Origin of the sequence: Bacillus pretiosus, from assembly GCF_051294775.1 — a bacterium.
GTDB lineage: Bacteria > Bacillota > Bacilli > Bacillales > Bacillaceae_G > Bacillus_A > Bacillus_A wiedmannii.
In genome coordinates this window covers 503,318-529,648 of record NZ_JBPPHF010000004.1, presented here as the reverse complement: position 1 = coordinate 529,648, position 26,331 = coordinate 503,318, and the positions used below count along the sequence as shown (strand labels likewise).

28 protein-coding genes, 1 pseudogene and 1 riboswitch are annotated in these 26,331 nt (G+C 37.8%); of the genes and pseudogenes, 1 reads left to right on the top strand and 28 read right to left on the bottom strand.

Annotated elements, in window-relative coordinates; all coding sequences use genetic code 11:
- Positions 1 to 10 precede the first annotated feature (10 nt).
- From yunB to ACSG5Z_RS22680, 19 genes are all read right to left on the bottom strand, one after another.
- Positions 11 to 742: a sporulation protein YunB gene (gene yunB, locus ACSG5Z_RS22770; protein ID WP_046954393.1), complete on the bottom strand. Its 732-nt coding sequence runs from the start codon at positions 740 to 742 to the stop codon at positions 11 to 13.
- A gap of 54 nt (positions 743 to 796) precedes the next feature.
- Positions 797 to 1,099, bottom strand: coding sequence for a YunC family protein (locus ACSG5Z_RS22765; RefSeq protein ID WP_000248463.1), 303 nt, complete (start codon positions 1,097 to 1,099; stop codon positions 797 to 799).
- Positions 1,100 to 1,164: 65 nt separating this feature from the next.
- A complete protein-coding gene (locus tag ACSG5Z_RS22760) occupies positions 1,165 to 2,556 on the bottom strand; it encodes a bifunctional metallophosphatase/5'-nucleotidase (RefSeq protein ID WP_435712207.1) in 1,392 nt (463 codons plus the stop codon).
- A 556-nt stretch (positions 2,557 to 3,112) separates the two neighbouring features.
- Positions 3,113 to 4,510: a Fe-S cluster assembly protein SufB gene (gene sufB / locus ACSG5Z_RS22755; RefSeq protein ID WP_001118829.1), complete on the bottom strand. Its 1,398-nt coding sequence runs from the start codon at positions 4,508 to 4,510 to the stop codon at positions 3,113 to 3,115.
- A gap of 48 nt (positions 4,511 to 4,558) precedes the next feature.
- Positions 4,559 to 4,990, bottom strand: a complete 432-nt coding sequence (sufU, locus tag ACSG5Z_RS22750) for a Fe-S cluster assembly sulfur transfer protein SufU (protein WP_000009525.1) — start codon at positions 4,988 to 4,990, stop codon at positions 4,559 to 4,561.
- A complete protein-coding gene (gene sufS, locus ACSG5Z_RS22745) occupies positions 4,980 to 6,200 on the bottom strand; it encodes a cysteine desulfurase SufS (RefSeq protein WP_001020765.1) in 1,221 nt (406 codons plus the stop codon). The genes sufU and sufS overlap by 11 nt, the downstream gene beginning before the upstream one ends.
- Positions 6,200 to 7,492 (bottom strand): Fe-S cluster assembly protein SufD, encoded by a 1,293-nt coding sequence (gene sufD, locus ACSG5Z_RS22740; RefSeq protein ID WP_088064731.1) that lies wholly within the window; start codon positions 7,490 to 7,492, stop codon positions 6,200 to 6,202. Before sufD ends, sufS begins: the two co-directional genes overlap by 1 nt.
- Positions 7,493 to 7,507: 15 nt before the next feature.
- A complete protein-coding gene (sufC, locus tag ACSG5Z_RS22735) occupies positions 7,508 to 8,293 on the bottom strand; it encodes a Fe-S cluster assembly ATPase SufC (protein WP_000929162.1) in 786 nt (261 codons plus the stop codon).
- A 238-nt stretch (positions 8,294 to 8,531) separates the two neighbouring features.
- Entirely contained in the window at positions 8,532 to 9,338 is an 807-nt protein-coding gene (metQ, locus tag ACSG5Z_RS22730) for a methionine ABC transporter substrate-binding lipoprotein MetQ (RefSeq protein WP_000722406.1), read from the bottom strand.
- A 71-nt stretch (positions 9,339 to 9,409) separates the two neighbouring features.
- The gene (gene metQ, locus ACSG5Z_RS22725; RefSeq protein WP_000735093.1) at positions 9,410 to 10,222 is read right to left on the bottom strand and encodes a methionine ABC transporter substrate-binding lipoprotein MetQ; all 813 of its coding nucleotides are present in this window, start codon (positions 10,220 to 10,222) and stop codon (positions 9,410 to 9,412) included.
- Between the two features lie 24 nt (positions 10,223 to 10,246).
- Positions 10,247 to 10,912, bottom strand: a complete 666-nt coding sequence (locus ACSG5Z_RS22720) for a methionine ABC transporter permease (RefSeq protein ID WP_435712182.1) — start codon at positions 10,910 to 10,912, stop codon at positions 10,247 to 10,249.
- Positions 10,905 to 11,930, bottom strand: coding sequence for a methionine ABC transporter ATP-binding protein (locus tag ACSG5Z_RS22715; RefSeq protein WP_000601756.1), 1,026 nt, complete (start codon positions 11,928 to 11,930; stop codon positions 10,905 to 10,907). The genes ACSG5Z_RS22720 and ACSG5Z_RS22715 overlap by 8 nt, the downstream gene beginning before the upstream one ends.
- A gap of 179 nt (positions 11,931 to 12,109) precedes the next feature.
- Positions 12,110 to 12,217: riboswitch (SAM riboswitch) on the bottom strand.
- Between the two features lie 125 nt (positions 12,218 to 12,342).
- The gene (locus tag ACSG5Z_RS22710; RefSeq protein WP_048542324.1) at positions 12,343 to 12,687 is read right to left on the bottom strand and encodes a hypothetical protein; all 345 of its coding nucleotides are present in this window, start codon (positions 12,685 to 12,687) and stop codon (positions 12,343 to 12,345) included.
- 154 nt (positions 12,688 to 12,841) lie between these two features.
- Positions 12,842 to 13,150 carry a thioredoxin family protein gene (locus tag ACSG5Z_RS22705; RefSeq protein ID WP_002008881.1) on the bottom strand — a complete coding sequence of 103 codons (309 nt, stop codon included), beginning with the start codon at positions 13,148 to 13,150 and terminating at the stop codon, positions 12,842 to 12,844.
- 3 nt (positions 13,151 to 13,153) lie between these two features.
- Positions 13,154 to 13,498: a toprim domain-containing protein gene (locus ACSG5Z_RS22700; RefSeq protein WP_000640866.1), complete on the bottom strand. Its 345-nt coding sequence runs from the start codon at positions 13,496 to 13,498 to the stop codon at positions 13,154 to 13,156.
- An 81-nt stretch (positions 13,499 to 13,579) separates the two neighbouring features.
- The gene (locus ACSG5Z_RS22695) at positions 13,580 to 13,741 is read right to left on the bottom strand and encodes a hypothetical protein (protein ID WP_435712178.1); all 162 of its coding nucleotides are present in this window, start codon (positions 13,739 to 13,741) and stop codon (positions 13,580 to 13,582) included.
- Between the two features lie 101 nt (positions 13,742 to 13,842).
- Positions 13,843 to 14,226: a glycine cleavage system protein GcvH gene (gcvH, locus tag ACSG5Z_RS22690; protein ID WP_000026896.1), complete on the bottom strand. Its 384-nt coding sequence runs from the start codon at positions 14,224 to 14,226 to the stop codon at positions 13,843 to 13,845.
- 41 nt (positions 14,227 to 14,267) lie between these two features.
- Entirely contained in the window at positions 14,268 to 14,633 is a 366-nt protein-coding gene (locus tag ACSG5Z_RS22685; RefSeq protein ID WP_000218969.1) for an arsenate reductase family protein, read from the bottom strand.
- A 501-nt stretch (positions 14,634 to 15,134) separates the two neighbouring features.
- A complete protein-coding gene (locus ACSG5Z_RS22680; protein ID WP_046955850.1) occupies positions 15,135 to 15,662 on the bottom strand; it encodes a hypothetical protein in 528 nt (175 codons plus the stop codon).
- 143 nt (positions 15,663 to 15,805) lie between these two features.
- On the opposite strand from ACSG5Z_RS22680, the gene ACSG5Z_RS22675 reads away from it, so the two are divergent.
- Positions 15,806 to 16,453: a phosphatase PAP2 family protein gene (locus ACSG5Z_RS22675; RefSeq protein ID WP_048542336.1), complete on the top strand. Its 648-nt coding sequence runs from the start codon at positions 15,806 to 15,808 to the stop codon at positions 16,451 to 16,453.
- 55 nt (positions 16,454 to 16,508) lie between these two features.
- On the opposite strand, the gene ACSG5Z_RS22670 is transcribed toward ACSG5Z_RS22675, so the two are convergent.
- The 9 genes and pseudogenes from ACSG5Z_RS22670 to ACSG5Z_RS22630 all read right to left on the bottom strand — a co-directional run bounded on the left by ACSG5Z_RS22670 (position 16,509) and on the right by ACSG5Z_RS22630 (position 26,231).
- Positions 16,509 to 17,522 carry a PTS sugar transporter subunit IIC gene (locus tag ACSG5Z_RS22670; RefSeq protein WP_000666174.1) on the bottom strand — a complete coding sequence of 338 codons (1,014 nt, stop codon included), beginning with the start codon at positions 17,520 to 17,522 and terminating at the stop codon, positions 16,509 to 16,511.
- A gap of 22 nt (positions 17,523 to 17,544) precedes the next feature.
- Positions 17,545 to 18,495 (bottom strand): annotated as a pseudogene (locus ACSG5Z_RS22665) (L-lactate dehydrogenase).
- 245 nt (positions 18,496 to 18,740) lie between these two features.
- Positions 18,741 to 18,989, bottom strand: a complete 249-nt coding sequence (locus tag ACSG5Z_RS22660; protein ID WP_001002985.1) for a spore coat protein — start codon at positions 18,987 to 18,989, stop codon at positions 18,741 to 18,743.
- Positions 18,990 to 19,002: 13 nt separating this feature from the next.
- Positions 19,003 to 19,188 (bottom strand): hypothetical protein, encoded by a 186-nt coding sequence (locus ACSG5Z_RS22655; RefSeq protein ID WP_001180550.1) that lies wholly within the window; start codon positions 19,186 to 19,188, stop codon positions 19,003 to 19,005.
- Between the two features lie 115 nt (positions 19,189 to 19,303).
- Positions 19,304 to 19,861, bottom strand: a complete 558-nt coding sequence (locus ACSG5Z_RS22650; protein WP_087986011.1) for a TetR/AcrR family transcriptional regulator — start codon at positions 19,859 to 19,861, stop codon at positions 19,304 to 19,306.
- 3 nt (positions 19,862 to 19,864) lie between these two features.
- Entirely contained in the window at positions 19,865 to 20,587 is a 723-nt protein-coding gene (locus ACSG5Z_RS22645) for an MBL fold metallo-hydrolase (RefSeq protein ID WP_435712174.1), read from the bottom strand.
- Positions 20,588 to 20,727: 140 nt separating this feature from the next.
- Positions 20,728 to 22,512, bottom strand: a complete 1,785-nt coding sequence (locus ACSG5Z_RS22640; RefSeq protein WP_000416287.1) for an acyl-CoA dehydrogenase FadE — start codon at positions 22,510 to 22,512, stop codon at positions 20,728 to 20,730.
- Positions 22,513 to 22,655: 143 nt separating this feature from the next.
- Positions 22,656 to 23,828, bottom strand: a complete 1,173-nt coding sequence (locus tag ACSG5Z_RS22635) for an acetyl-CoA C-acetyltransferase (protein WP_001206340.1) — start codon at positions 23,826 to 23,828, stop codon at positions 22,656 to 22,658.
- Positions 23,829 to 23,849: 21 nt separating this feature from the next.
- On the bottom strand, positions 23,850 to 26,231 hold the full coding sequence (locus ACSG5Z_RS22630; protein ID WP_435712172.1) for a 3-hydroxyacyl-CoA dehydrogenase/enoyl-CoA hydratase family protein: 2,382 nt from the start codon (positions 26,229 to 26,231) through the stop codon (positions 23,850 to 23,852).
- Between the last annotated feature and the right edge of the window lie 100 nt (positions 26,232 to 26,331).

Genomic DNA, 26,331 nt, shown 5'->3' with positions numbered 1-26,331 from the left:
TTTAATTCGGCTAACTATCCGTTTTCTTTTTATCAGGTACAACAACACTCCCACTTCCATAATAAGTAGGCACTTCCCCTTGAACAATACGCGTTGCAATCGGAACATCTTGTTTTACCTTTATTTCTTTCGTATGAAATGGAATAATCACTTGCAACGTGACTTCCATCTCCATAATAATTTGAATCGCTGTCGTATTGATCCCGTGCGGTTCAATTTTTTGTTTAATATCCGTATTCACATGACCAATCGTCGTAAAATCAATTGGAATATCGGGACCTATATTTCCAAGAAGCGCATTATCCGTTACACGACCAAAAGGAACTGCCATCGTTGCTCCATTTTTTTCAGAAATACCTAGCCCCTTCAAATCACCTTGTTCTACTTGCTGTAAATATTTTTCTATGTATGTGGTCGTTGACGTTACGATTTCATTTACTTGCTTTGTATTTAAATTAATTGTGGATACTTTTCCGTTTTTATCATTTTGTACTTTCATTAATGAATCGACATCAAACCCTTCATTAATTCTATCTTTTACCGCCTTCGTCATAACCGCTGTCGCCATTTTATGCGTCTCCACTTCCCCATATTTAAGTAATGTCGGCTGAATGCTTTTATTCACAATCCATAATCCTTGCACGAGTAATATGACAAAAAGAATAAACGACATAAGCAGTATGTGCCGAAAGGAAATTGGTCCCCTTCGAAACCGCGAATTTTTCGAACGAAATATACTCATAAAAAAACCTCCTTCTTATATCATTTCTATGCAAGAAGGAGGGACGATATATGCTTATCTCATTTTTAATAATGCTTCTTTTCCGATTGTGCCTGCCGTAATACCTAATGCTTCGGCCTCAATCGTTACTGATTCTAGCGGCGCTTCAAGAAGTTGTTCAATCGTTCTTACACCAACCGCACGGCCAGCAATAATTCCTCGATCACCTAACTTCTCATTTAAAAGACCTACATCTAATGCACCGCACATAATATATCCTTTATCGCTCATTACAGCTAGCAAATTTGTCTTTGGAAGTTTGACGCTAACCGCAATAAACGTATAATTATCGATTATAATTGGCTCCACATTAACCATAGTTCACACTCCTCTCTTTCTTATCTGTATGACAAGAGAAAAACGAGTGTTACAAGTTAACTAGCCTATAGTTTGACGGAAGATGTATGAGTTATCAACACGTCTGTTAACACATCTCTGAGTAACTCTGGCATATAATATTGTTTGTCAGAAAGTGTGGATAGCTCTGGGTATAAGTATCCGAATGTAAACATATCAATCGTTCCTACCGTATATATACGATCTAATTCCAGCGATTCCCCGTTAATCAATACATCTTCCAGTAAAATTTTATTCCCAGGAATCATATCTGGAATGACTTCGACACCAGCGTAAATCATTTTCCCCATCACTTTTCCACGAAATCCGAATCCTTTTACCTCAAGGTTCTCCATATTCGGGCGACGTGCTTTCAAAATAACTTCTCTTAACGTTTTCCCCGGCACTTTTAATAAACATGGATTAATTGGATGTGGACAAATTCTGTGAATATCTCCGCGCGTCACAACACCTTCATTTAATCCCTCTAATAGCACACCAGCGTTCACCATTCCAATTTCTGCACCGCACCACGTTTTCAGCGCATTTGCTAACATGTGCGAAAATGCCGTCTCATGAAACCAATCGACTGGTAATGATTCCTTTAAATGAACGACAGGCTCTGCCATAATCTGTTTACTTTCTTCCTGCAGCAATTCAATTGTGGATAACGGTTTGTTATAAGCACCTAAACGTTCTGTCTTAATCGCTCTACCGTCCTTTTTCAACAGCTTCTTCGTCTCTTTATCCACAGTAAGCTGAACGTGCCCAACGTAACGTCCCCACTTTTCACAACAACAAAGTAAAGTATTATTCATAAGAATGCCACGCTCAAATAAATGGTGCGTATGTGCACCTAAAATAACATCTATATCATAATGCTCTGCCATATACTCATCCATGCTTTTTCCAAGATGAGAAAGGACAACCGTAATATGAGCCTCATCTCGCACTTCTTCTAAAATAGACTCTAAATGGATAAGCGGATCTTCAATATGCCAATCGAGCATATGATAAAACTCTGGATACGCTACTGTTAATCCGATAAAGGCAATCGTAATTCCATCTGTCGTTGTATGTAATTTATAAGGCTTTGCCCACGCTGGACGTACCCCTTCTTTTTCAAATAAATTCGCGACGAGCACCTCAAATCCAGCAGCATCATATAGACGATTCAAATGCTCCTTCGCTAACGTAATTCCTTCATTATTTCCGATCGTTACATAATCATATAACGCCTCATTCAAAAGCTTCGTATTGCCAAGTCCATTCGTCGCTTCCGAAATACTATGAAAACGATCCACATGATCGCCGATATCAACCGTCAAAACGGTCTCTCCCGCTTCCTGTCTTCGCTTTTTCTCCCCTTGTACAAACCGAGAAATTTGCGGCCAATTTTCAAAATGACTATGTATATCGTTTGTATGATAAAGGTGGATGATTGTTTCTTTATTTATATTCAGAGAAAAAACCTCCTCTCAGTTCCTTACTGCCATTTACGCTACACGTACGCAATAATCCTGTAAATACTTTTCGTCTTTTCTTGCTATTTTACATTGTACTCGCATTATAAGAAAAAGCAAAAGATTGTCCTTTTTGATAAGAAAACTTTTTCTAGTGTGTGGAAGGGTTTTAGATGATTGAACGGGGGATTTGTTGGGGTTCCGGGGATTTGTCAAAAAGTTTAACAGAGAGTTCGGTAGGTGGGCTTCAATTGCATTTTCCAATAGATTGTCAGTGGATTTGTCAGTATCTTTGCCTTACTTCCAGTCGGTCTCTTTTCCTACAACATGTTGTGGGGTATATACGGAATTTCTTTTGTCTTACTTTGTCGATAAGTCGATATCCCTTGTCGAATCGTCGATATATTGCAATAATCGCTGATATATTCAGCTGAATACCAACCTGGGTATACCAGACTGACCTAAACTGAATCGACCCCAGCATAACATAAGAAAGCGCCCTGTTGTGCAGGGCGCTTTCTTCATACATATATTAACCAATAGAACCTTCCATCTCAAACTTGATCAGGCGGTTCATTTCAACTGCGTATTCCATTGGAAGTTCGCGAGTGAATGGCTCGATGAAGCCCATTACGATCATTTCTGTAGCTTCTTGCTCAGAAATACCGCGGCTCATTAGGTAGAATAATTGTTCTTCTGATACTTTCGATACTTTCGCTTCGTGTTCAAGTGAAACGTAATCGTTTTTGATTTCGTTGTAAGGAATTGTATCAGATGTAGATTGATTATCCATGATTAACGTGTCACACTCGATGTTAGAGCGAGAGTTTTTCGCTTTTGGTCCGAATTGTACGATACCACGGTAAGTTACTTTACCACCATGCTTCGCAATCGATTTAGAAACGATTGTTGAAGACGTGTTTGGTGCTAAGTGAATCATTTTCGCACCAGCATCTTGATGTTGGCCTTTACCAGCAATCGCGATAGATAATGTTAAACCACGAGCGCCTTCGCCTTTTAAGATAACTGCTGGGTATTTCATCGTTAATTTAGATCCGATGTTACCGTCAATCCATTCCATCGTTGCGTTTTCTTCACAAACCGCACGTTTTGTAACTAGGTTGTATACGTTGTTCGCCCAGTTTTGGATTGTTGTATAACGGCAATATGCATCTTTCTTAATGATGATCTCTACTACCGCACTGTGAAGTGAGTTAGTCGTGTAAACAGGTGCTGTACAACCTTCTACGTAGTGTACGTGTGCGCCTTCGTCTACGATGATAAGCGTACGCTCGAATTGTCCCATATTTTCAGAGTTAATACGGAAGTACGCTTGAAGTGGTGTATCCACTTTAATACCTTTTGGAACGTAGATGAATGATCCACCAGACCAAACTGCAGAGTTTAATGCAGAGAATTTGTTGTCTGTTGGTGGGATTACTTTTCCGAAATGCTCACGGAAAATATCTTCGTTCTCTTTTAATGCGCTATCTGTATCTTTGAAGACGATTCCTAGAGCTTCTAGGTCTTCTTTCATGTTGTGGTATACAACTTCAGATTCGTACTGTGCAGATACACCAGCTAAATATTTTTGCTCAGCTTCAGGAATACCTAATTTATCAAATGTCGCTTTAATTTCCTCAGGTACTTCATCCCAAGACTTCTCAGATTTCTCAGATGGTTTTACGTAGTACGTAATTTCATCGAAATCTAAGTCGTTTAAGTCGCCGCCCCATTGTGGCATTGGCATTTCATAGAACTTATCCAGTGATTTTAAACGGAAGTCTAACATCCACTGTGGTTCTTCTTTCATACGTGAAATCTCTTCAACGATTTCTTTTGTTAAACCGCGTCCAGCACGGAAAATCGAAACGTCTTTGTCTTTGAAACCATATTTATAATCGCCGATATCTGGCAGTTGCTTCGCCATGTTGGGGTGTCCCTCCTTAGATAACCTCGTTTTTAGGAACCTTTAACATTACTTATCTTCGTTTAAGCCCTTTTCTAACGCTTTCCACGCTAATGTTGCACATTTAATACGTGCAGGGAACTTGCATACGCCTTGTAATGCTTCAATATCTCCTAAATCAATGCTGTCATCGTACTCTTTTCCTAGCATCATGTCAGAGAAAATTTTAGAAAGCTGAAGTGCCTCTTCAATTTTCTTACCTTTTACTGCTTGTGTCATCATCGAAGCTGAAGACATTGAGATAGAACACCCTTCTCCTTCAAACTTCGCCTCTTGTACAATACCTTCTTCTACTTTCATCGTAAGTTGAATACGATCGCCGCAAGTTGGATTGTTCAAGTTAACAGTAACACTATCTTCTAACACGCCATTGTTACGAGGATTCTTATAATGATCCATAATAACTTGACGGTATAACGTATCTAAATTATTAAATGACATTTGTGAAATACTCCTTTGTCTTGATTAGTGATTCAACAAATGTATCAATTTCTTCTTTTGTATTATATAAATAGAAGCTCGCACGTGCTGTAGAAGAAGCTTTCAGCCACTTCATAAGCGGTTGTGCACAGTGGTGTCCTGCGCGAACCGCAATGCCTTCTACATCTAATACAGTTGCTACATCATGAGGATGTACGTCTTCAATATTAAATGTAACAAGACCAGCGCGATGCTTTGGACCATAAATTGTAACGCCATCTACTTCTGATAGTCTTTCTAAAGCATATTGCGCTAATTCATGTTCATGCTTTTCAATATTATGAAGACCGATTTCTTCTAGGAAATCAATTGCCGCACCAAGTCCGATTGCATTACCGATAATCGGTGTACCTGCTTCAAACTTCCACGGAAGCTCTTTCCAAGTAGATTCTTGTAAATCTACGAAATCAATCATTTCACCGCCAAATTCAATTGGCTCCATATTGTTCAGCAATTCTTTTTTACCATATAATACGCCGATACCTGTAGGTCCGCACATCTTATGAGCAGATAATGCGTAGAAATCACAGTTTAAATCTTGTACATCCACTTTCATATGAGGTGCACTTTGTGCTCCATCAACGATCATGATTGCACCGTTTTCATGTGCAATTGCTCCGATTTCTTTTACAGGGTTAATCGTTCCAAGTACGTTTGATACTTGCATAATAGAAACGATTTTTGTATTCGGTGTAACTGTTTGACGAACATCTTCTAAAGAAATTGTACCGTCTGGTTGAAGCGGAAGGTATTTTAAAGTTGCACCAGTTTTCTTCGCAACTTGTTGCCACGGAATGATGTTACTATGGTGTTCCATGTAAGAAATAACGATTTCATCGCCTTCTTTTACATTTTCAAGACCATAGCTAGCCGCTACTGTATTTAATGCAGTTGTCGTTCCGCGCGTGAAAATAATCTCTTCCATTGATTTCGCGTTAATAAACTTGCGAACTTTCTCGCGTGCACCTTCATACGCGTCGGTAGCTTTCGTACCGAGCGTATGAACACCGCGATGCACGTTAGAATTATATTCTTTATAGTAACGTTCTAACGTTTCAATGACTTGAATTGGTTTTTGAGAAGTTGCTGCACTATCGAAATATACAAGTTGTTTGCCGTTCACTTTTTGATCAAGAATTGGAAACTGTTTGCGTATTTCATGAATATTCATTAGCGAACTTTCCTTTCAATTACCTCAACAAGCTGTGCCTTTACTCCTTCAATTGGAAGCTCATTTACTACAGGTGCTAAGAATCCATGGATGACTAAACGTTCTGCTTCGCGTTTTGGAATACCACGGCTCATCAAGTAGTATAATTGGTACGGATCTACGCGGCCTACTGAAGCTGCGTGACCTGCCATTACATCATCTTCGTCGATTAAAAGAATTGGGTTTGCATCACCGCGAGCTTTTTCATCTAACATAAGAACGCGAGAAGATTGTTGTGCATTTGATTTAGATGCACCGTGTTCAATCTTACCAATTCCGTTAAAGATAGATGTTGCACTATCTTTTTGTACACCGTGTTTTAAAATCCAACCTTCAGAGTGTTTACCGAAGTGAACAACTTTAGTTGTAAAGTTTTGTGTTTGGTTACCACGACCAATTGTTACTGTTTTTGTATCAGCATATGATCCGTCGCCCATTAAATTCGTAACGTTCTCTGAAATTGTGTTTCCGTCATTCATAAGGCCTAGAGCCCAATCAATGCGGCCGTCGCGTCCAACAACACCGCGGCGGTTAACGTAAGTTGTTACGTCTTTTGCTAATAGATCAACCGCACCAAATTTCACTTGTGCGCCTTGTTCCACGATTACTTCTGCTACGATATTTGCAATACCTTTAGCATTTTCATTTGCAACGTAGTTTTCTACATAAGTTGCAGTACTGTTCGCATCAGCTACGAATAATACGTGGTTATATACGTTAGCTTCTTCGCCGTCTACTAAGAATACAGCTTGAAGTGGAGTTTCAAGAACAACGTTTTTCGGAACATATACAAATGCACCGCCGTTGATTAATGCAGCATGAAGTGCAGTTAAACGATGCTCGTCTACCTTCACGCCGTCTTTCATTAAATACTTTTGTAATAGTTCAGCATGCTCTGTTGCAGCTGTTAGGATGTCTGTAAAAATAACACCTTTTTCTTTTGCTTCGTCTGCTAAAGAAACGAATGCAGTTGTACCAGTACGTTGTACTAATACGCTGTTATTTTCATCGATTAAGTTTTTCACTGCTTCTGGAAGCTCTGTTAAAGAACTTACAGGCTCTTGCTTAGCAGCGTCGCCTTTTCCGATAAAGTCCCATTTTTCAATTTTCGTTTTATCAGGCGTTGGCATTGGAAGTTCAGTTGCTTGTGCAAGAGCTTGTAAGCGGAACTCAGTCAACCAAGCAGCTTCGTTTACTTCGCTTGCGCGCTGACGGATTGTTTCTTGATCGAAAGGTAATGTACCGATTGTCATGTTTATGCTCCTCTCTTACGCTTCTTGCTCTGCTGTTTCGTCTTCAATACCTAATTCTTTTTTAATCCAGTCGTAACCTTCAGCTTCTAGACGTTGTGCAAGCTCAGGGCCACCAGATTTAACGATACGACCGTTCATCATAACGTGAACGAAGTCTGGAGTGATGTAGTTTAATAAACGTTGGTAATGCGTAATCATTAGGCAACCGAACTCTTCGCCGCGCATTTGGTTAATACCTTTAGATACAACTTTTAATGCATCGATATCAAGACCTGAGTCGATTTCATCTAAGATTGCGATTTTTGGCTCAATCATCATTAATTGAAGAATTTCGTTACGTTTTTTCTCTCCACCAGAGAAACCTTCGTTTAAGTAACGTTGTGCCATTTCTGGATCCATTTCTAGGAATTCCATGTTTTTATCTAAAGTACGGATAAATTTCATAAGAGAAATTTCATCGCCTTCTTCACGACGTGCGTTAATTGCAGAACGTAAGAAGTCAGCGTTTGTTACTCCGCTAATTTCACTTGGATATTGCATTGCTAGAAATAGACCTGCTTGTGCGCGCTCATCTACTTCCATTTCTAATACATCTTCACCGTCGATGATGATGCTACCTTCTGTTACTTCATATTTTGGGTGACCCATAATTGCAGAAGATAAAGTTGATTTACCTGTTCCGTTAGGTCCCATAATTGCGTGGATTTCTCCACCTTTTACTTCAAGGTTTACACCTTTTAAAATTTCTTTACCGTCGATTGATACGTGTAAGTCTTTAACCGTTAATGTAGAACCAGCCATCTCAATACCTCCATTAATCCTCTATATACATTTTAAAAATTACTAAAACGTTCATATTCTCATTTTATTCTCATTCTAATTTTATATCAAATAAAATGATATCGCAAACGACGAAAAAAAGTAACAATTTTTTCACAAATGTATATAAGTATTTCCCTTGCATCTTTATATGATACACCTTTCTTCTTATTTATATAAAGAAAAAAGGACTGGTAATTTTCCAGTCCTTCCCTTATATTTATTCACTTACCGGAAGTACAGCACCTTTATATTCTTTATTAATAAAATCTTGAATTTCTTTTGAATGCAGTACTTCTACTAGTTCTTTAATTTCTTTTTTCTTCTCGTCACCTTTACGAACTGCAATAATATTTGCATACGGAGAGTCTGATCCTTCAATCGCAATTGCATCCTTTGTTGGATTTAATTTCGCATCAATTGCGTAGTTTGAATTAATGAATAAAGCATCACCTTCATTATTTTCATATAGCTTCGGTGAAAGTCCCGGTTCTACATCTGTTTTAAACTTTAAGTTTTTCGGATTTTCTACAACATCTTTTACTGTTGCTTTAACAACATCTACACCGTCTTTTAATTTAATAACGCCACCTTTTTGTAACAATGCGAGCATACGGCCACGCTCCGCTACGTTATTACTCATAATAACTGTTCCGCCATCTGGCAATTCTTTTAAACTTTTATACTTCTTAGAATAAATGCCCATTGGCTCTAAATGGATTTTTCCTGCGTTTACAATTTTATATCCCTTTTCTTGAATTTCTTTATCTAAGTAAGGAATGTGTTGGAAGTAGTTCGCATCAATTTCCTTATCCGCTAACGCTTTATTCGGCAAAACATAATCCTGGAACTTTTTAATCTCTAATTTAATGCCCTTTTTCTCTAGTATCGGCTGTGCCTTTTCTAAAATAACAGCATGCGGCACGTTAGAAGCTCCCACAACAAGCTTATTCTCTTCTTTCCCTCCGCAAGCAGCTAATGTAAATACAGACAGCGCTGTAACAACTGACAATAGAATCTTTTTCATATGATGTCCCCTTCTCCCCTATAGTTATGTAGTTATAAAAAAGGCTGGCATACACCAGCTCTTTTCAGCAATTATTCTTTTACAGGAACAACCGCTCCTTTATATTCTTTATTAATAAAGTCTTCGATTTCTTTAGAATGCAATACTTCTACAAGCTCTTTAATCCCTTTTTTATCTTTATCACCTTTACGAACCACTAATACGTTTGCGTATGGAGAATCATCACCTTCAATTGCAATTGCATCTTTTTCTGGATTTAATTTCGCATCAATTGCATAGTTCGAGTTAATTAAAACAGCGTCGCCTTCTTTATTGTTATACACTTGTGGTAACAAACCAGGCTCGATATCCGTTTTGAACTTTAAGTTTTTCGGATTATCTGCAATATCTTTTGGAGTTGCACTAACTGGATCTACTCCGTCTTTAATTTTTAAAATGCCTTCTTTTTGTAAAATTGCTAAACCACGTCCATGGTCAGTAACGGAATTACTCATAATAATTGTCGCCCCGTCTGGAAGTTCTTTTAAGCTCTTATATTTTTGAGAATATACACCAATTGGTTCCAAGTGAATTTTCCCTGCTATTTCAAAATCATATTTTTTATCTTTCATTTCTTTTTCTAAATACGGAATGTGCTGGAAGTAGTTTGCATCTAAATCCTTATCCGCTAACGATTTATTTGGTAACACGTAATCTTGGAACTTTTTCACTTCTAATTCAATTCCTTTTTTCTCAAGTAACGGTTTTGCCTTTTCTAAAATTTCAGCGTGCGGTACGTTAGAAGCCCCCACAACTAGTTTCTTTTCATCTTTATCTTTCCCGCCACAAGCAGCTAACCCAAAAATAGAAGTTGAAATAAGTGCTGTAAGTAATAATTTTTTCATTTGAAACATCCTCCTGTTTTTTTATTATCGTTTATCTATTCGAGTCGTTACACTATCACCAATCCACTGAATGAAAAATACCACTAGTAATACACAAATTGTCGCAACGATTGTTACATCGTTATTTCCTCGCTGGAATCCTTCTAAATAAGCAAGTGTTCCAAGGCCACCAGCACCAACAACCCCCGCCATTGCTGTATAGCCTACTAAAGCGATTGTTGTAACCGTAATACCAGATACTAATGCTGGTAACGATTCTGGAATTAATACTTTCAAAATAATAGTGCTTGTTTTTGCTCCCATTGCTTTTGAAGCTTCAATTACACCTTTATCAATTTCGCGAAGTGCAATTTCAACCATTCTCGCGTAAAACGGTGCCGCTCCAATAATTAAAGCTGGCAGTGCTGCACTCGCTCCAAGAATTGTTCCAAGCAGAATCTTTGTGAATGGGATTAATAAAATGATTAAAATGATGAACGGTATCGAGCGGAAAATGTTTACGAACGCTCCAATTGCCGCGTTAACCGATTTGTTTTCCCATAAATTATCTTTCGCTGTCATAAAGAGTAACAATCCTAAAATTAGTCCTAAAACAAATGTGGCAAGAGCTGCGATTGCCGTCATATATAACGTTTCACCAGTTGCTTCTAACATTTGATTCCAATCAATATTTGTGAGTAACTTATCCATGTGCAATCACCTCCAGCTCTACTTGATCTTGATGTATTCCCTCTATTGCTTGCTGAATCGCTGTTTCCTCACCATTTAAATGAACAACTAAACTACCGTAAGAGCCGTTATTTGTTTGGGCGATGTTTCCTTGCAAAATGCTAACTTCTATATCACTGCGTTGCATTAATCTTTGAAGTACTGGTCTTTCTACAGCTTCACCGATAAACTGTAAACGAACTACTTTACCATCTGGATACTTTTCAATTAAACTTTCAATCGTTTCATTTGTATCTTCAGAATCCGTTAACTGCTGTACAAATCGTTTCGTAATGTCTTTCTGCGGATTGCGGAATACATCAAGTACTGGACCCGTTTCTACAATCTTCCCTTTCTCCATTACCGCCACTCGATTACAAATCTTTCGAATCACGTGCATCTCGTGTGTAATGAGTACAATTGTTAAACCGAGACGCTTATTAATATCTAATAATAAATCTAAAATTTGATCTGTCGTTTCTGGATCAAGAGCTGATGTCGCTTCATCACATAAAAGCACTTGTGGATTGTTAGCTAACGCTCTTGCAATACCAACGCGTTGCTTTTGTCCTCCGCTCAGCTGAGATGGATACGCGTCCCCTCTTCCTTCTAATCCAACAAGATGAATTAACTCATCCACTCGTTTTCTTCTCTTCGCCTTATCAACACCTGCAATTTCAAGTGGGAACTCGATATTTTCGCGTACAGTTCGTGACCAAAGTAAGTTGAAGTGCTGAAAAATCATTCCGATTTCTTGCCTTGCCTTACGAAGTTCACTCCCTGTAATTGCTGAAATCACACGATTTGCAATTGTAATTTGGCCAGAAGTTGGTTTCTCTAACTGATTGAATAATCTGATTAAAGAACTTTTCCCAGCGCCACTATATCCGATAACACCAAATATTTCACCTTTGTCTATTTTTAAATTGGCATTATCTACAGCAGTGACATCACCGCTTTTTGCTTTATATATTTTCTTTACATTTTCTAATAGAATCATGGTGTATCACCCCTTTTTTGTTTGGATCGACTCCGCAATTTTTTATGTTTAGTGCGTGTAGTCCACCGGTATCACTACTTTTATTATTTGAATGTCCTCCACATTCAAACAACAAAAAAACCTTTCCGCTTTAGAGAAGCAGAAAGGTTTATATGCGTATATAACAACATTATCCCTCTCTCTCATCTCTCAAAGCATTTGCTTTGCAGGAATTGGCACCATTTCAACATAAGTTGACGGTTGCCGGGCTTCACAGGGCACAGTCCCTCCACCTCTCTTGATAAGAGAAATCAGATTACATTTTCGTCTGATTTGTAATTTATGAAATTGTCTATATTTTATGAATTGAATTGTATCAATATCCACATACCATGTCAACAGAAATTTTCGTAAAAAATGAAACTTCAGAATTTTAAGCACCTACTGACATCGGTTTACATATATGGAACATCGATTCAACTAATAGCATCGTTCGATACGTTCCCGAATATTGTACACGTCCATCGTTCATTAGTGTTTGCAATCGTACATTTCCGTTCACCAATTGTTTTACATCTTCCTCATCTACACAAACGATTTGCTCCGTTCCTCTTTCCTCATGTAGCAGCTCTATATAATCTCTTGAAATTTGTAACGAACAACTTTCATCTCCAAAGCGGAAATTAACAGTTTTTTCTCCTTGTCTTAACAGAGGCTCTAAATGATATTGACCATTAGCGTAATTTACAAATGATTGCAGCAAAGAATATAATTTCACTCTAAATCACATCCTTCATATCACTTTCTATTACACATACCATTCCCTCTCACTAAAGAACAATCCTGTTACTTTCGCTCGACAAATACTGTAACCACCCTGCATCTCGACATATTTCCCGAGAAATATGTCGAGGCGGCAAAAACTTTGCCGCCTACTTTAATTCCGTATATAAATATTCAACCGAATGAAATGCATATATCTTCTTCATGAGTGTCCCATTTTCAAAAACAAGTAAACACGGTACACTTTCGATTCCATACTCTTTCGCTAAATGCGGAGCATAATTTAAATCTAACATTCCAATTTTCAAGTCTTCAATTGTCATCTCAACAACTGTTAACATCTTTTTTGCTAATTGGCATGTTCCGCACATTGGAGTATATACATATAACACTGTTTTTTCTTCGTTCTCTATTAGGGCTGTAGCTTCTGCTCCTGTCCAATCAATCACTTCTATCATTCCTTACCGTAAATATTCTGTATAAACGTCAATGTCAGCTCCCCATAATACATTTGCTAAGTGTGAAGATGGCGCAGTTGCCACTTCTCGGTACGAGCGATCAATGTAAATATGCTCTGCTTGCGGAAATTCTTTTCGAAATTGCTTCCTTAACTTTTCTCCAGCATCATCAGCATCCACTAGTACATACACTTCCTTATCAAAAAACTGATCAATGAGCTCATCCATTTTCGATAAACCAATTGTACCATTTGTACAAACAATTTCCACCGGTTCACGAATAATAGATTCAATCTTTCTTCTATCTGATTTACCTTCTACAATAATGACTTTTTCTACATAAATCATATGTCATCACCCGATCACCATATACTATACAACCTTTAACTTAGTATATAGTATATTCGTTATTTTCATGTTGTTTCCTGTTTATTTTTGCAAAAGAAAAGCGGAAGCGGCTTGCTCAGAACAAGAGGACATTGGAACTCCTGAACTAGAGGCGCTTTTTGCCTCAAGTGAAGGAGTGAAATGACCGACTGTTCTAGCCGCTGGAGCTGGACAATAAAAAATTAAACGAAATAGTTTTTTCAAAAAACATTCTCCTACACGATAATTAGTATATGATTCTACGTTCATTATTTTACACAAAATAAAAAAGGACAGCACAAAGGCTGTCCTTTAGTCGACTATAATTAGTCTTGGTTTGTCATTTCTGCATATTTTTCTGCAGTTAATAACTTCTCAACTTGGCTTGCATCAGAAAGTTCAACTTTAACCATCCATGCACCCTCGTATGGAGATTCGTTAACAAGTTCTGGTTGGTCACTTAATTCTTCGTTTACTGCTACAACTTTACCACTTACAGGTGCGTATAACTCAGAAACTGTTTTAACAGATTCTACGCTTCCGAATGGCTCGTCAGCTTCGATTGTTGCACCTACTTCAGGAAGTTCAACGAATACGATATCGCCTAGCTCACCTTGTGCAAAGTGAGTAATACCGATAACAACTTCATTACCTTCAGTTTTTACCCATTCGTGTTCTTCAGAGTAACGTAAATTATTTGGAATGCTCATGACTGTACCTCCAGTGAATGTATTAATTATGTAAAAATACCTTATTGGTACTTTTTCCACACACTTTCAAACTGCTCTTCGTTAAAACCAAGTGTTACATTCGTTCCATTTGTTACGATTGGACGTTTAATCAACATGCCATCAGATGCTAAAAGTTCGTACATTTCGTCTTCACTTGCATCCTTTAACTTATCTTTCAGACCAAGTTCGCGGTAACGCATTCCACTTGTATTAAAGAATTTTTTTAATGGTAATTCACTTTTTTCATGTAAATTACGTAAATCTTCTTTTGATGGTGGATTTTCAACAATATGAATCATCTCATATGCTACATCGTTTGCCTCAAACCATTTCTTTGCTTTTTGACATGTGCCACACTTTGGATATGAATAAAATGTTACTGTCATAAATTCACCTACTTTTTTACTAACCTTTACCTTTATCATATAGAAAACGTTTTATTATTTCAAACGATTATTCGCTAAACTTTTACTTATTTCGTGATAAATTTTAATAATCCTGCGAATTTTCCTTATTTTCCCGCCATTTGTTAAGAAAAAATAAATATATATTTTTTTAGATTCTTCTCTCATCACTCGCCGAACATACATCTTAAACAAACGTTTGATTAATTCCACATTTTTCTTTGTTAACCCTTGAATTGCATCGGTTTCTTCCTACCGAACATACATCTTAAACAAACGTTTGGTTAGCTCCCTATTTTTCTTTTCTAACCCTTGGGCTGCATCGGTTTCTTCCTACCGAACATACATCTTAAACAAACGTTTGATTAACTCCTCTTTTTTCTTTGTTAACCCTTGAGCCACATCACTTTCTTTCTACCGAACATACATCTTAAACAAACGTTTGATTAAAAATAAAAAAGAAGCCTTTGATAGGCTCCTTCATCATCTATTCAAATAATCTGCAATTGTTTGAAATACGACGATATACATATTATGAATACTTTCTTCAGTATTTCCACCATTCGATAAACCAACTGCCCATTGTTGTCCTTCACCACTTCCGATATTTGCAAAGCCTTGCGTATACATAGCATTTACATCTTTTCGGGCACTGTTATACTCTATCCCTTTTGTAATAAAAATCGAATATGATTTATCTTGCAAACCGATAAAAAACACTGGTTTCTTTAGTGATGAAAATACATTTTTATATTGTTCTGTTGAGGCTTCTTGAAAGTGATCTTTCATTATTAGAAAACCATCCACTTCCTTAGATTTCTTTTCCAGTTCCTCTAACTTCATTTCCTCAAACTTTATATTCCTAAACGTATCTTTCGGCTTTTCTCCAATAACTCCAATTACGAGTGCTCTTCCGTTATATTCTAATTTCTCTCCTTCTTTATCCTTTGCACACCCCGCACTGACTAGGCATATCAATATAAAAAATAAGAAATACGATAAACGCTTCATTTAGCACCCTCCCCTTCTTTTAAGTCAAGTGACAAAAACGTAAGGTGAATTCAAGAAAATGTAAGTAAAATCGATAGCTCAAATGACGTTTCTATATTATAATCAATTGAATTTATTTACATTACTACACATAGGAGATTATCATGAAGAAATTTAAACTTTCATCTTTTCTTCCGTTAAGTTATATACTTCTACTCGTACTCGTAAGTCCCCTTTACGATGTATTAAATAAATCTACTGTACACGCAGTAGATGTCACAACTGTAGTAGATGATTGGATTCCATTTGTGAAAGCATTTATTATTCCTTATTTACTTTGGTTTCCTTACTTATACGGCGCACTTATTTATTATTGCTTTGCGAATCGAAAACAATATTATGTCACTTTAAGTAGTATAATTCTTGGAAAACTTGCTTGTTTTTCTATTTATTATTTTTGGCAGACAACTGTACCACGTCCAACAGTCGTTGGATCCGACGTATTTTCCGAACTAGTCCGCTATATTTATAGTATCGACCAACCGGTAAACTGTTTCCCTAGCATTCACGTTCTTACTACCTTTGTGATTATGCTAGCTGCCTTTAAACGTAGAGAACAACATGCTTTTGAATATTATATTCTTACCTTCTTCGGTACGCTTATTATTTTATCAACGCTATTTACGAAGCAACACGCATTTGTAGACGCCATTTCTGGAATGACGCTTGCAAGCATACTTTACTTCGGCGTTCAGCTTTTATTAGCAAAAGAAACTGTACGTGTTCCAGTAAAACAAAATCACAAAATGTAAAAAGCAGACTGTGGCTTCCAGTCTGCTTTTCTCTATATAAAAGGAGATTTTCAATTTAAGATTGCGGTACAGTCATATCACCAGAGTGAATACGACCTGCTTTTTTAAGAGCAATGTAAAGTATATAAGAAACAGCTACTGGAATGATGATATAAGTGATTACCATCGCTGGGACAACTTCCCATCCTTCGCTAGAAATTAAATTAATTGGTGCGATAAGAGAACTTAATCCAAGACCTGCAATTTCTTTTCCTGCTTCTAGTTGGAAAATTAATGCGGATACTGGACCAACTATAGCACTGGCGACGACAGTTGGGACGAGAATCATTGGATTTTTAGTGATATTTGGCAACTGTACTTTCGGAGTACAAAGCGCTTGAGCTAATATGCCGCCTAAATTATTTTCTTTCGCTGAGATTACAGAGAATCCGATAAACTGAGCAACGCAGCCTGCAAGAGCAGCACCACCTGCAACACCGTCTAAGCTAAGTGCGATCGCTAACGCAGCTGATGAAGCTGGAGAGATAAGTAATAGTCCCCAAACGACTGCAATAACAATAGAAGCGATGAACGGGCTACCAGCTGAGCTATCTTTAATGAATGCTCCAATTGTATTTAAAACAGGAGTAATATTATGAGATAACCAAATACCAACTAAACCAGAACCTAATATTGCCGCAAATGGAACGAGCATCATATCTAACGCAGTTTTTCCACTTAAACGTTTACCAATATATACAGCTAAAGTCGCTGTTAATAATGCACCGATTGGCTCACCTGTTTTAATAATTAGACCTGCTTCAGTAATTGAAATGGATCCAGCACCAATCGCTCCAGCTACCATAGCCGAGAAGATTACAAGACCATTTGCACCAAGCATAAAGGCAATTCCGGCACCAATGGCCGGTGCCATAAGCGATTTTGCAACAACTCCGATTGTAATAAGCAATGGAATATCAACAATTCTTCCTATATTTTCGATTAGTAAACCAATTCCAAGGGATACGAAAATACCTTGTGCGATTCCAGCAGATGCTTTAAATACACGAGACATTATATATTCCTTCATTTGTTTCACCTTCTCCTATAAGTTAGTAACCAATTGTTTTCATATAATCACGTAAAATATCGTTTGATTTTGCGAATCGAGATTCTTCATCCTCTGTTAAGTTTAGTTCTACAATTTCTTTTATACCATCTCTAGTAATAATAGCTGGCACTCCTGTACAAATATCATACTCACCGTACTCCCCATCTAAAATAGCTGATACAGCAATGACACGGTAATCATCGTTAAAGATTGAACTCGCAATATACGCTAAAGAGTTTCCGATTCCGTAATAAGTAGTACCTTTTCGTTTATAAATTTCCCATCCAGCTTTTGCAGTCTTCTCAACAATTTCATCTAAATCTATTTCACCAAATTGTTCTTTTTTCTCTTCTAAAATTTGTAGAATTGGTTTTCCTCAAACAGTTACGTGAGACCAAGCAACCATTTGAGAATCACCATGTTCTCCTAGAGAATACCCATGAATACTACGAGGATCTACATGTAACATTTCAGATAAAATTGTTCTTAAGCGAGAAGAATCTAGTGATGTACCAGTACCGATCACACGATTTCTAGGTAATCCAGATAATTTCCACACTTCATATGTAATAATATCAACTGGGTTCGATGCGATTAAGAAAATACCATCAAATCCACTTTCCATTACGCCACCAACAACGCTTTCCATAATCTTTGCACTCGCTCCTAAAGTGTCTAAGCGACTTTGTCCAGGTTTTGGTGCTGGTCCTGCTGTAATAATAACGATGTCCATATCTTTGCAGTCTTCATAGCTTCCTGCATATACTTTTGTTCTTGTATTTGTAAAGTTAATGCAGTGTGATAAATCCATTGCTTCCCCAACTGCACGTTCATGATTTATATCAATTAATAATAGTTCTTCGCAAATGCCTTGATTTACAATGGAATATGCACAACTTGATCCAACTAATCCAGTACCGATAATTGCAATTTTTCTTGTATTTCGTTTCATGGCAATCTCTCCTAATTGATCATATAATCTATCTCTTTTGCTCTTTACACCCCTAATTATATAGATTCCCACGATAGAAACCATGGATACTTTGTGAAATATTGAGCAAACTTTTGTCCTTTTTGTGAATTGTTATATTCCATTTTTGTTATATTTGTTACAACTGAAAAAATATTTATTATATATTTATTGACATGCCAAAAATAAAAAAACGAGCGACTTCATTCGCTCGTTTTTTCATCCCATTATTCCGCACTTAATTGACCTTTTAACTGCTGTACAATCATTGGGTTAGCAGGTGCAGCTGGCTTATAATAACTCTTTTGCTTTGCGTACTCATACATATTACGTTGACGCATCTCATCTTGATTACGAATTTGGATTAACGTTTGATGTAACTGTTCATTATCAGACTGAGCAATATAATTTGCATAACTTGTTAAACTTGCATTTAATCCTGCTAAATAATCATTTACCATATCTTTTTCATTCATCTGTCGCTTCCTCCTATCCTAGAAAAGTCATCAATTGCTGTTTCGTATTTCGTGCATCTTGCGCATCCTTTTGTAACATTTGTTTCAGTTGTGGATCTGTACAAGCCTGTGCGTACTGGTCTAACTTATTAATAATTGTTGCATGTCCACCAATTAAATGGCGTAAGTTTTCTACTTCAAGCTCTGTTAAATTTTGCATAGAATACTCCTACCTTTCTTCATACATTCTCCTTTAGTATTCTGTTCTTTTGAAATCATATACACTAAAAAACCTTAGAATTTCTCCTAAGGTTGCTGACTGTCTCTCTTCTTATTCAATCTTTTATTACATGTAATCCTTTAATAAACGTTTCCAATAATACATGTAAACTTATATCCAAATCTAACGGTAGACCAAATCCCCCTTGCTGTTCAATCGACGCAAACCCGTGACAAATACTTCTGAATCCACGCGTCGCATGAAGTGCATTCTCTCCTTCTAAGCCGTATTGTTGTAAAACATGAAGACAAAGCTTTACAATTCCGTCACCTGCTTTTCTTACTTCTTCATCTCGTAAAAAAGTTGCTTCATACAGTCCAGGATGTTTGCGTACGAATGCTACATACGCTTCTCCCAAAGCATGAATTGCTTCATCCATTCGTTTACCCTCGGCCGCTTCTTCCAGTCTGTTATACAGCTGTTTGATTCCGTAAATGCCAAGATTTTTCCGTACATCTTGTAAACCTTTCACATGATTGTATAGCGAGGGGGAACGTACCCCTAATGTTTGCGCTAATGAAGCTAACGTTACTTCTTGTATTCCATTTGTATCTGCAATTTCTGCTGCTGTTTCTACAATTTTCTGTAATGTAAGTCCGATTCTCGGCGACATAAATTAACCCTCTTTTCTACTTTCTATATTCCGCTTAGCTTCCTTAATAGCACTTTTTATGACAGTACCTGGATTCTTTATCATTTTCCCATGTCCTGCCGCAAGTAAGGAAGGCTCATATTCGCTTAGCTTCTCTGCACTTTGTAATGATATTTCTTTGCTCCACGTTGCCATCGCAGGAAACGGAAACCAAAATTTCATTTGTCCCGAAACAGCCATACCTCCTCTTGTTTGGAAGGCATCCCCGACAATAAGAGCTTTATTTCGTACATCAAGAAGCGACATGGAGCCTGGCGTATGTCCCGGCGTCATAATCGCAAGAAGCGATCCAACTCGGTCGCCATCTTCCAATAAAACATCAGGTACCGTTTTTACCTTTTTAGGTACACCGCCTTTTATCGGTATATTCGGTTCATCCTTTTGTAACGTCGTATCTCCTTCTAAAAGCTTTGCGTCCCGTTTAGAAATATAGACTGGAACATTAGGAAGTACTTCCTTTAATGCGTCTAGTGCACCGATGTGATCATCATGCGCATGTGTTAATACAATATTCGTAATTGGTTGCCCTATTTTTTCAGCCGCCTGTAAAATACCTTTTGCGCTATATGGCAAAGCCGCATCAATTAAAGTTAAACCATCTTCTTCCTCGACAAAGTAACAATTCACAGGAAACACTCTTGGCAAAAATGACAATTGATATACCGTTTTTTCATGTATCACTCTCATATTTCCAGCTCCCTTTTCACGAAAACTAATACCATTAGTTTCATTATACTAATGGTATTAGTTTTTTGTCACTAAAATTTTCATTGTTGCAAAAAAAAAAGAAAAGTAGCCGTTTATACGACTACTTTTCTTTACAGCTATTAAACTGTGTAACGCTCATCTTCTAAAATTTTCGCAGCGATTTCACGTTTCTTCGGAATTACGTTAAGTGGTGTGTGGCGAGTTAATTTACGTAATGATGATAACATCATGCGCAGCATGTCGCCGTTTTCAACTGCGATAAGTGTTTCTTTCGCATCTGCTTCGATTTCGTTGAACGCTTCTTGGCAGAATACTTCAGTGTATAACACTTTTTGTTTATTCTTTTCAAGACCAGTTGTTTTAATTGCCTTTTCTGTACGAAGAACAGCTGACTCCATTGCGTATAGGTTGCTTACGATGTCAGCGATATTCACAAGAATTTCTTGCTCTTTATCTAATGCTTTACCGTATTTTTGAGCAGCTAATCCAGCTACCATTAAGCCGATTTTCTTCGCGTTAGTTACTAAATATTTTTGAAGTGCTAATGGCTCATCGCCTACTTCTTCTGGCATCATCATCATTAACTCTTCTTGTAATTTTTGTGCTTTTTGAAGAAGTGGTAATTCACCTTTCATCGCTTTACGTAAGAACGTACCTGGTACGATTAGGCGGTTAATTTCGTTCGTTCCTTCGAAAATACGGTTAATACGAGAATCGCGGTACATTCTTTCAATCTCATACTCTGCCATAAATCCGTAACCACCGTGAATTTGAACACCTTCATCAACTGTATAATCTAGTACTTCAGAACCGAATACTTTATTTAAAGAACACTCGATTGCATATTCAGCGATAGAAGCTGCTACTGCTTTACCGTCCTTTACTTCCTCTTCAGATAATGTGCTCATGCGGCTTTCGAATAAACCTACTGTACGGTATACAGAGCTTTCAGCTGCATATGTTTTCGCTGCCATATTCGCAAGTTTCTCTTGAATTAATGGGAAGCGAGCGATTGGTTGTTTGAACTGTTGACGTTGGTTTGCATATTGTGCTGAAATTTCTACTGCACGTTTCGCAGATCCAACTGTACCAACACCTAATTTATAACGGCCGATATTTAAAATGTTGAACGCGATAATATGACCTTTACCGATTTCACCAAGTAAGTTTTCTTTCGGTACTAATGCATCTTCTAAAATTAACGTACGAGTTGAAGAACATTTAATACCCATTTTCTTTTCTTCTGGGCTTGTAGATACGCCAGCATATTCTTTCTCTACGATAAATGCTGAGAAGTGCTCTCCATCAATTTTTGCATATACGATAAATACGTCAGCGAATGCAGAGTTTGTAATCCATTGTTTTTCACCATTTAATACGTAATGTGTACCTTCTGCATTTAAACGTGCAGTTGTTTTCGCACCTAATGCATCAGACCCTGAACCTGGCTCTGTTAATGCGTATGCCGCTAACTTTTCACCAGTTGCAAGTAATGGTAAATACTTTTTCTTTTGCTCTTCATTACCGAATAACACGATTGGTAATGATCCGATACCTACGTGAGCACCGTGAGTAATTGCAAAACCACCAGCGCGCGAGAATTTCTCTGCGATTAACGCTGAGCTTACTTTATCAAGGCCAATTCCGCCGTACTCTTCTGGTACGTCAGCGCCTAATAAACCAAGTTCCCCAGCTTCTTTTAAAAGACGAACAGAACGATCAAACTCGTGTTGCTCTAAATATTCAAGCTCTGGAAGAACTTCATTTACGATAAAGTCCTCTGTCGTTTTTGCAATCATTTTATGCTCAGATGAAAAATCCTCTGGCGTAAACACTTGATCAATCGTAATCTCATCAACTAAAAAGCTACCGCCTTTAACCGCATTTCCTACTGTTTTTTCCATGAAAATTTCCTCCTTCATATTTTCATAAGCAGCTTCTTTCTTTTTGAAAGAAGCTGGCTCTCAATTTTATTTTTTATAAACCGTTGTTGCTTCCATTCTTTGCATTGGCAGCGTCTCATTCTGAGCAAGCCACTTCCACTTTTTTATAGTAATTCAAACACTCCTGCTGCTCCCATTCCGCCGCCGATACACATTGTTACGATACCGAATTGTTGGTTGCGGCGTTTCATTTCGTGAATAAGAGATAGTGTTAGTTTTGCTCCTGTACAGCCAAGTGGATGTCCAAGTGCTATTGCACCACCGTTTACGTTTACTTTTTCTTCATCTAAACCAAGTTCACGAATAACTTGGATCGATTGAGAAGCGAATGCTTCATTTAGTTCGAATAGGCCAATATCAGATAGCTCTAAACCAGCTAATTTTAACGCCTTTGGAATTGCAGCGATTGGGCCAATTCCCATTACTTCTGGTGGTACACCAGCTACTGCAAATGAACGGAATTTCGCAAGTGGTTTCATACCATCACTCACTGCTTTTTCACGATCCATTAATAGTACAGATGCTGCACCGTCACTCATTTGTGAAGAGTTACCAGCTGTTACAGAACCGCGAACGTTAAATGCTGGACGTAATTTACCTAAAATGTCTAGCGACGTTTCTGCTCTTACACCTTCGTCTTGTGCGAAAATGATTGTTTCTTCTTGCAGTTTATTGTTTGATCCAACAGTACGTAACGTTACATCTACAGATACTGTTTCATCAGCAAAGTTCCCTGCAGCTAATGCTTTCGCAGCACGTTGATGACTTCTTACTGCAAATGCATCTTGTTCTTCACGAGAAATTCCATATTTCACAGCAACTTGCTCTGCTGTATGTCCCATACCCATATAATATTCTGGAGCTGCTTCAACAAGGCGACTATTTGGACGAACAACGTGTCCCATCATCGGAACTAAACTCATTGATTCCGCTCCGCCTGATAATACAGCTTCCGAGTGACCAAGCATAATACGCTCCGCTCCGTAAGCAATACTTTGTAACCCTGAAGAACAGTAACGGTTAATTGTAATAGCTGGAACATCGTAAGAAAGTCCTGCTAGTCCGCCGATATTACGAGCCATATTTAACCCTTGCTCTGCTTCTGGCATCGCACAACCGAAAATTAAATCATCGATTGGTCCTTCATAATTCGCACGCTTTAATGTTTCCTTTACTACTAACGCCCCTAGATCGTCAGGACGAACTGTTTTTAATGAACCCCTCTTTGCTTTTCCAATTGGTGTTCTTGCTCCCGCAACAATGACAGCTTCTCTCATGAACGATATCTCCCCTCGTTATTAGTTACGTAATGGCTTTCCTTTTACAAGCATGTGCTGCATTCTTGCTTGTGATTTCATCTCACTTACTAAGCTAATAAATACTTCACGTTCTACATCTAATAAATACTGCTCATCAACTTCTGTTCCGTACGGCACTTTTCCGCCCGCGATGACATATGCAAGTTTCTTCGCAATGTGAAGATCATGTTCAGAAATGTAACCTGATAAGTGCATTGCTTCTGCACCAAGTACAAGAGTTGCATATCCTGTTTCACCAACAACTGGTATCTTTTTACGAATCGGCGCTTTATAGCCAGCTTCATATAAAGAAAGTGCTTTTTGTTTCGCATCATATAGTAAGTGATCACCATTCACACTAATACCGTCTTTATCGCCTAAGAAGTTGTTCGATACAGCTTCTTGTGCTGATGTAGAAACTTTCGCCATCGCTACAGATTCGAATACTTTATTCGCAACTTTTTGCAGATCAAACTCTACACCGTTTGGCATTTTATTTAAGTGTTTAATGTATAGCTCTTTATTACCGCCTCCGCCAGGGATTAAGCCCACACCAACTTCTACTAAGCCCATATACGTTTCACTAGAAGCTTGAATGCTCGCTGCTGGTAAGCAAACTTCTGTACCTCCACCAAGCGTCATACCATATGGTGCTGCTACAACTGGCTTAGAAGAGTATTTAATTTTCGTCATTGCATCTTGGAAATTCTTCACAACCAACTCAATTTCAAAGTAGTTGTCATCTTGCGCTTCCATTAAAATCATTGCTAAGTTCGCACCAACGCAGAAGTTCTTCGATTGGTTACCGATAACAAGACCTTTATAATTCTTTTCTACTTCATCAACAGCGTAGTTAATCATTTGCGTAATATCCATACCGATTGCATTGCTCTTCGAATGGAATTCTAAGCAAAGGATGCCGTCACCTAAATCAATTAAGCTTGCTCCGCTATTTTTCTTTAATACGCCATTTTTCGCTTTTAATTGCTTAAGAGAAATTGCCTTTTTATTACGTTCGATTAGCTTATATTCGCCATTATCATAATAGTAGCTATCTCCGTTATCATGTTTGTAGAAAGTAGTGAAACCTTTCTCTAACATTTCTTTCACCCAAGTCGGAACAACTACGCCGTTTTCTTCCATCTTTTGAACGGACTTTTCAACGCCGATTGCATCCCAAACTTCAAACGGTCCTTGCTCCCAGCCGAAGCCCCACTTCATCGCTTGGTCAATTGCAACGATATCGTCAGCAATTTCTTTATGAAGTTTTGCAGAGTATAAAAGAGTTGGTGTGATGATGTTCCATAACAACTCTCCTGCGCGGTCTTTCGCGTATACAAGCGCTTTCAATTTATTCGATAAACCTTTTTCTTGTTTACTTAACTCGATAGATGCCGCTTTTAATTTTTTGCGGGCTTCGTATTCCATCGTTTCAGGATTTAGTTCTAAAATTTCTTTTCCTTGTTTTAAGAAGAAGCCTTGACCTGTTTTGCTTCCAAGCCATTTTTTATCAAGCATGTCATGCATGAAAGCTGGTACTTTAAATACATCACGCTCTTCTTCTTGTACGTTTTCATATACGTTATTTGCAACGTGTACGAATGTATCTAAACCGACAACATCTAATGTACGGAACGTTGCACTCTTCGGACGACCAATAAGTGGGCCTGTTACAGAATCAACTTCCCCAATGCTATAGCCGCGTTTTATCATCTCTTGAAGAGTTACTAATAAACCATACGTACCGATGCGGTTTCCAATAAAGTTTGGTGTGTCTTTTGCGATAACAACGCCTTTTCCAAGAACATCTTCGCCAAATAGTTTCATGAAGCTTAATACTTGTGGATCTGTTTCTTTCGTCGGTATTACCTCTAGAAGTTTTAAATATCGTGGTGGGTTAAAAAAGTGTGTGCCTAAGAAGTGCTTCTGGAAGTCGTCTGAACGACCTTCTGCCATTTTTTCTACTGAAATGCCTGACGTATTCGAGCTTACAATAGAACCCGGTTTACGAACAGCATCTACTTTTTCAAATAGTTTCTTTTTAATATCTAAGTTTTCAACTACTACTTCAATAATCCAATCTACATCAGCTAGACGCTCAAGATCATCTTCTAAGTTACCTGCTTCAATCAGTGCTAGATTTCCTTTCACTGTCAGAGGAGCTGGTTTTTGCTTTAATAGTTTTTGCACAGCCGTATTACTAAAACGATTTCTCACACTTTTATGTTCTAATGTAAGTCCCTTCGCTTCCTCTTCTTTTGTTAGCGCAGGTGGTACAATATCAAGCAATAATGTCGGAATACCAATATTAGCTAAGTGTGCCGCAATTCCTGAACCCATTACGCCTGAACCTAGAACAGCAGCCTTTTTAATTTGGAACATCCATTTCTCCCCCTATTCTTGAATGAATGCTCATTCAATTTTTCGACATAAGTCGCAATCAATGAGTGAGCCTCTACTAATAAATATATGATACAGTTTG

What these genes read in the sequence shown, in the direction of transcription:
- yunB (WP_046954393.1), bottom strand. Translation starts at nt 742, where the DNA reads ATGAGTATATTTCGTTCGAAAAATTCGCGGTTTCGAAGGGGACCAATT.
- ACSG5Z_RS22765 (WP_000248463.1), bottom strand. Translation starts at nt 1,099, where the DNA reads ATGGTTAATGTGGAGCCAATTATAATCGATAATTATACGTTTATTGCG.
- sufB (WP_001118829.1), bottom strand. Translation starts at nt 4,510, where the DNA reads ATGGCGAAGCAACTGCCAGATATCGGCGATTATAAATATGGTTTCAAA.
- sufU (WP_000009525.1), bottom strand. Translation starts at nt 4,990, where the DNA reads ATGTCATTTAATAATTTAGATACGTTATACCGTCAAGTTATTATGGAT.
- sufS (WP_001020765.1), bottom strand. Translation starts at nt 6,200, where the DNA reads ATGAATATTCATGAAATACGCAAACAGTTTCCAATTCTTGATCAAAAA.
- sufD (WP_088064731.1), bottom strand. Translation starts at nt 7,492, where the DNA reads ATGACAATCGGTACATTACCTTTCGATCAAGAAACAATCCGTCAGCGC.
- sufC (WP_000929162.1), bottom strand. Translation starts at nt 8,293, where the DNA reads ATGGCTGGTTCTACATTAACGGTTAAAGACTTACACGTATCAATCGAC.
- metQ (WP_000722406.1), bottom strand. Translation starts at nt 9,338, where the DNA reads ATGAAAAAGATTCTATTGTCAGTTGTTACAGCGCTGTCTGTATTTACA.
- metQ (WP_000735093.1), bottom strand. Translation starts at nt 10,222, where the DNA reads ATGAAAAAATTATTACTTACAGCACTTATTTCAACTTCTATTTTTGGG.
- ACSG5Z_RS22720 (WP_435712182.1), bottom strand. Translation starts at nt 10,912, where the DNA reads ATGGATAAGTTACTCACAAATATTGATTGGAATCAAATGTTAGAAGCA.
- ACSG5Z_RS22715 (WP_000601756.1), bottom strand. Translation starts at nt 11,930, where the DNA reads ATGATTCTATTAGAAAATGTAAAGAAAATATATAAAGCAAAAAGCGGT.
- ACSG5Z_RS22705 (WP_002008881.1), bottom strand. Translation starts at nt 13,150, where the DNA reads ATGATAGAAGTGATTGATTGGACAGGAGCAGAAGCTACAGCCCTAATA.
- ACSG5Z_RS22700 (WP_000640866.1), bottom strand. Translation starts at nt 13,498, where the DNA reads ATGATTTATGTAGAAAAAGTCATTATTGTAGAAGGTAAATCAGATAGA.
- gcvH (WP_000026896.1), bottom strand. Translation starts at nt 14,226, where the DNA reads ATGAGCATTCCAAATAATTTACGTTACTCTGAAGAACACGAATGGGTA.
- ACSG5Z_RS22685 (WP_000218969.1), bottom strand. Translation starts at nt 14,633, where the DNA reads ATGACAGTAACATTTTATTCATATCCAAAGTGTGGCACATGTCAAAAA.
- ACSG5Z_RS22680 (WP_046955850.1), bottom strand. Translation starts at nt 15,662, where the DNA reads ATGAAGCGTTTATCGTATTTCTTATTTTTTATATTGATATGCCTAGTC.
- ACSG5Z_RS22675 (WP_048542336.1), top strand. Translation starts at nt 15,806, where the DNA reads ATGAAGAAATTTAAACTTTCATCTTTTCTTCCGTTAAGTTATATACTT.
- ACSG5Z_RS22670 (WP_000666174.1), bottom strand. Translation starts at nt 17,522, where the DNA reads ATGAAGGAATATATAATGTCTCGTGTATTTAAAGCATCTGCTGGAATC.
- ACSG5Z_RS22660 (WP_001002985.1), bottom strand. Translation starts at nt 18,989, where the DNA reads ATGAATGAAAAAGATATGGTAAATGATTATTTAGCAGGATTAAATGCA.
- ACSG5Z_RS22655 (WP_001180550.1), bottom strand. Translation starts at nt 19,188, where the DNA reads ATGCAAAATTTAACAGAGCTTGAAGTAGAAAACTTACGCCATTTAATT.
- ACSG5Z_RS22650 (WP_087986011.1), bottom strand. Translation starts at nt 19,861, where the DNA reads ATGTCGCCGAGAATCGGACTTACATTACAGAAAATTGTAGAAACAGCA.
- ACSG5Z_RS22645 (WP_435712174.1), bottom strand. Translation starts at nt 20,587, where the DNA reads ATGAGAGTGATACATGAAAAAACGGTATATCAATTGTCATTTTTGCCA.
- ACSG5Z_RS22640 (WP_000416287.1), bottom strand. Translation starts at nt 22,512, where the DNA reads ATGGAAAAAACAGTAGGAAATGCGGTTAAAGGCGGTAGCTTTTTAGTT.
- ACSG5Z_RS22635 (WP_001206340.1), bottom strand. Translation starts at nt 23,828, where the DNA reads ATGAGAGAAGCTGTCATTGTTGCGGGAGCAAGAACACCAATTGGAAAA.
- ACSG5Z_RS22630 (WP_435712172.1), bottom strand. Translation starts at nt 26,231, where the DNA reads ATGTTCCAAATTAAAAAGGCTGCTGTTCTAGGTTCAGGCGTAATGGGT.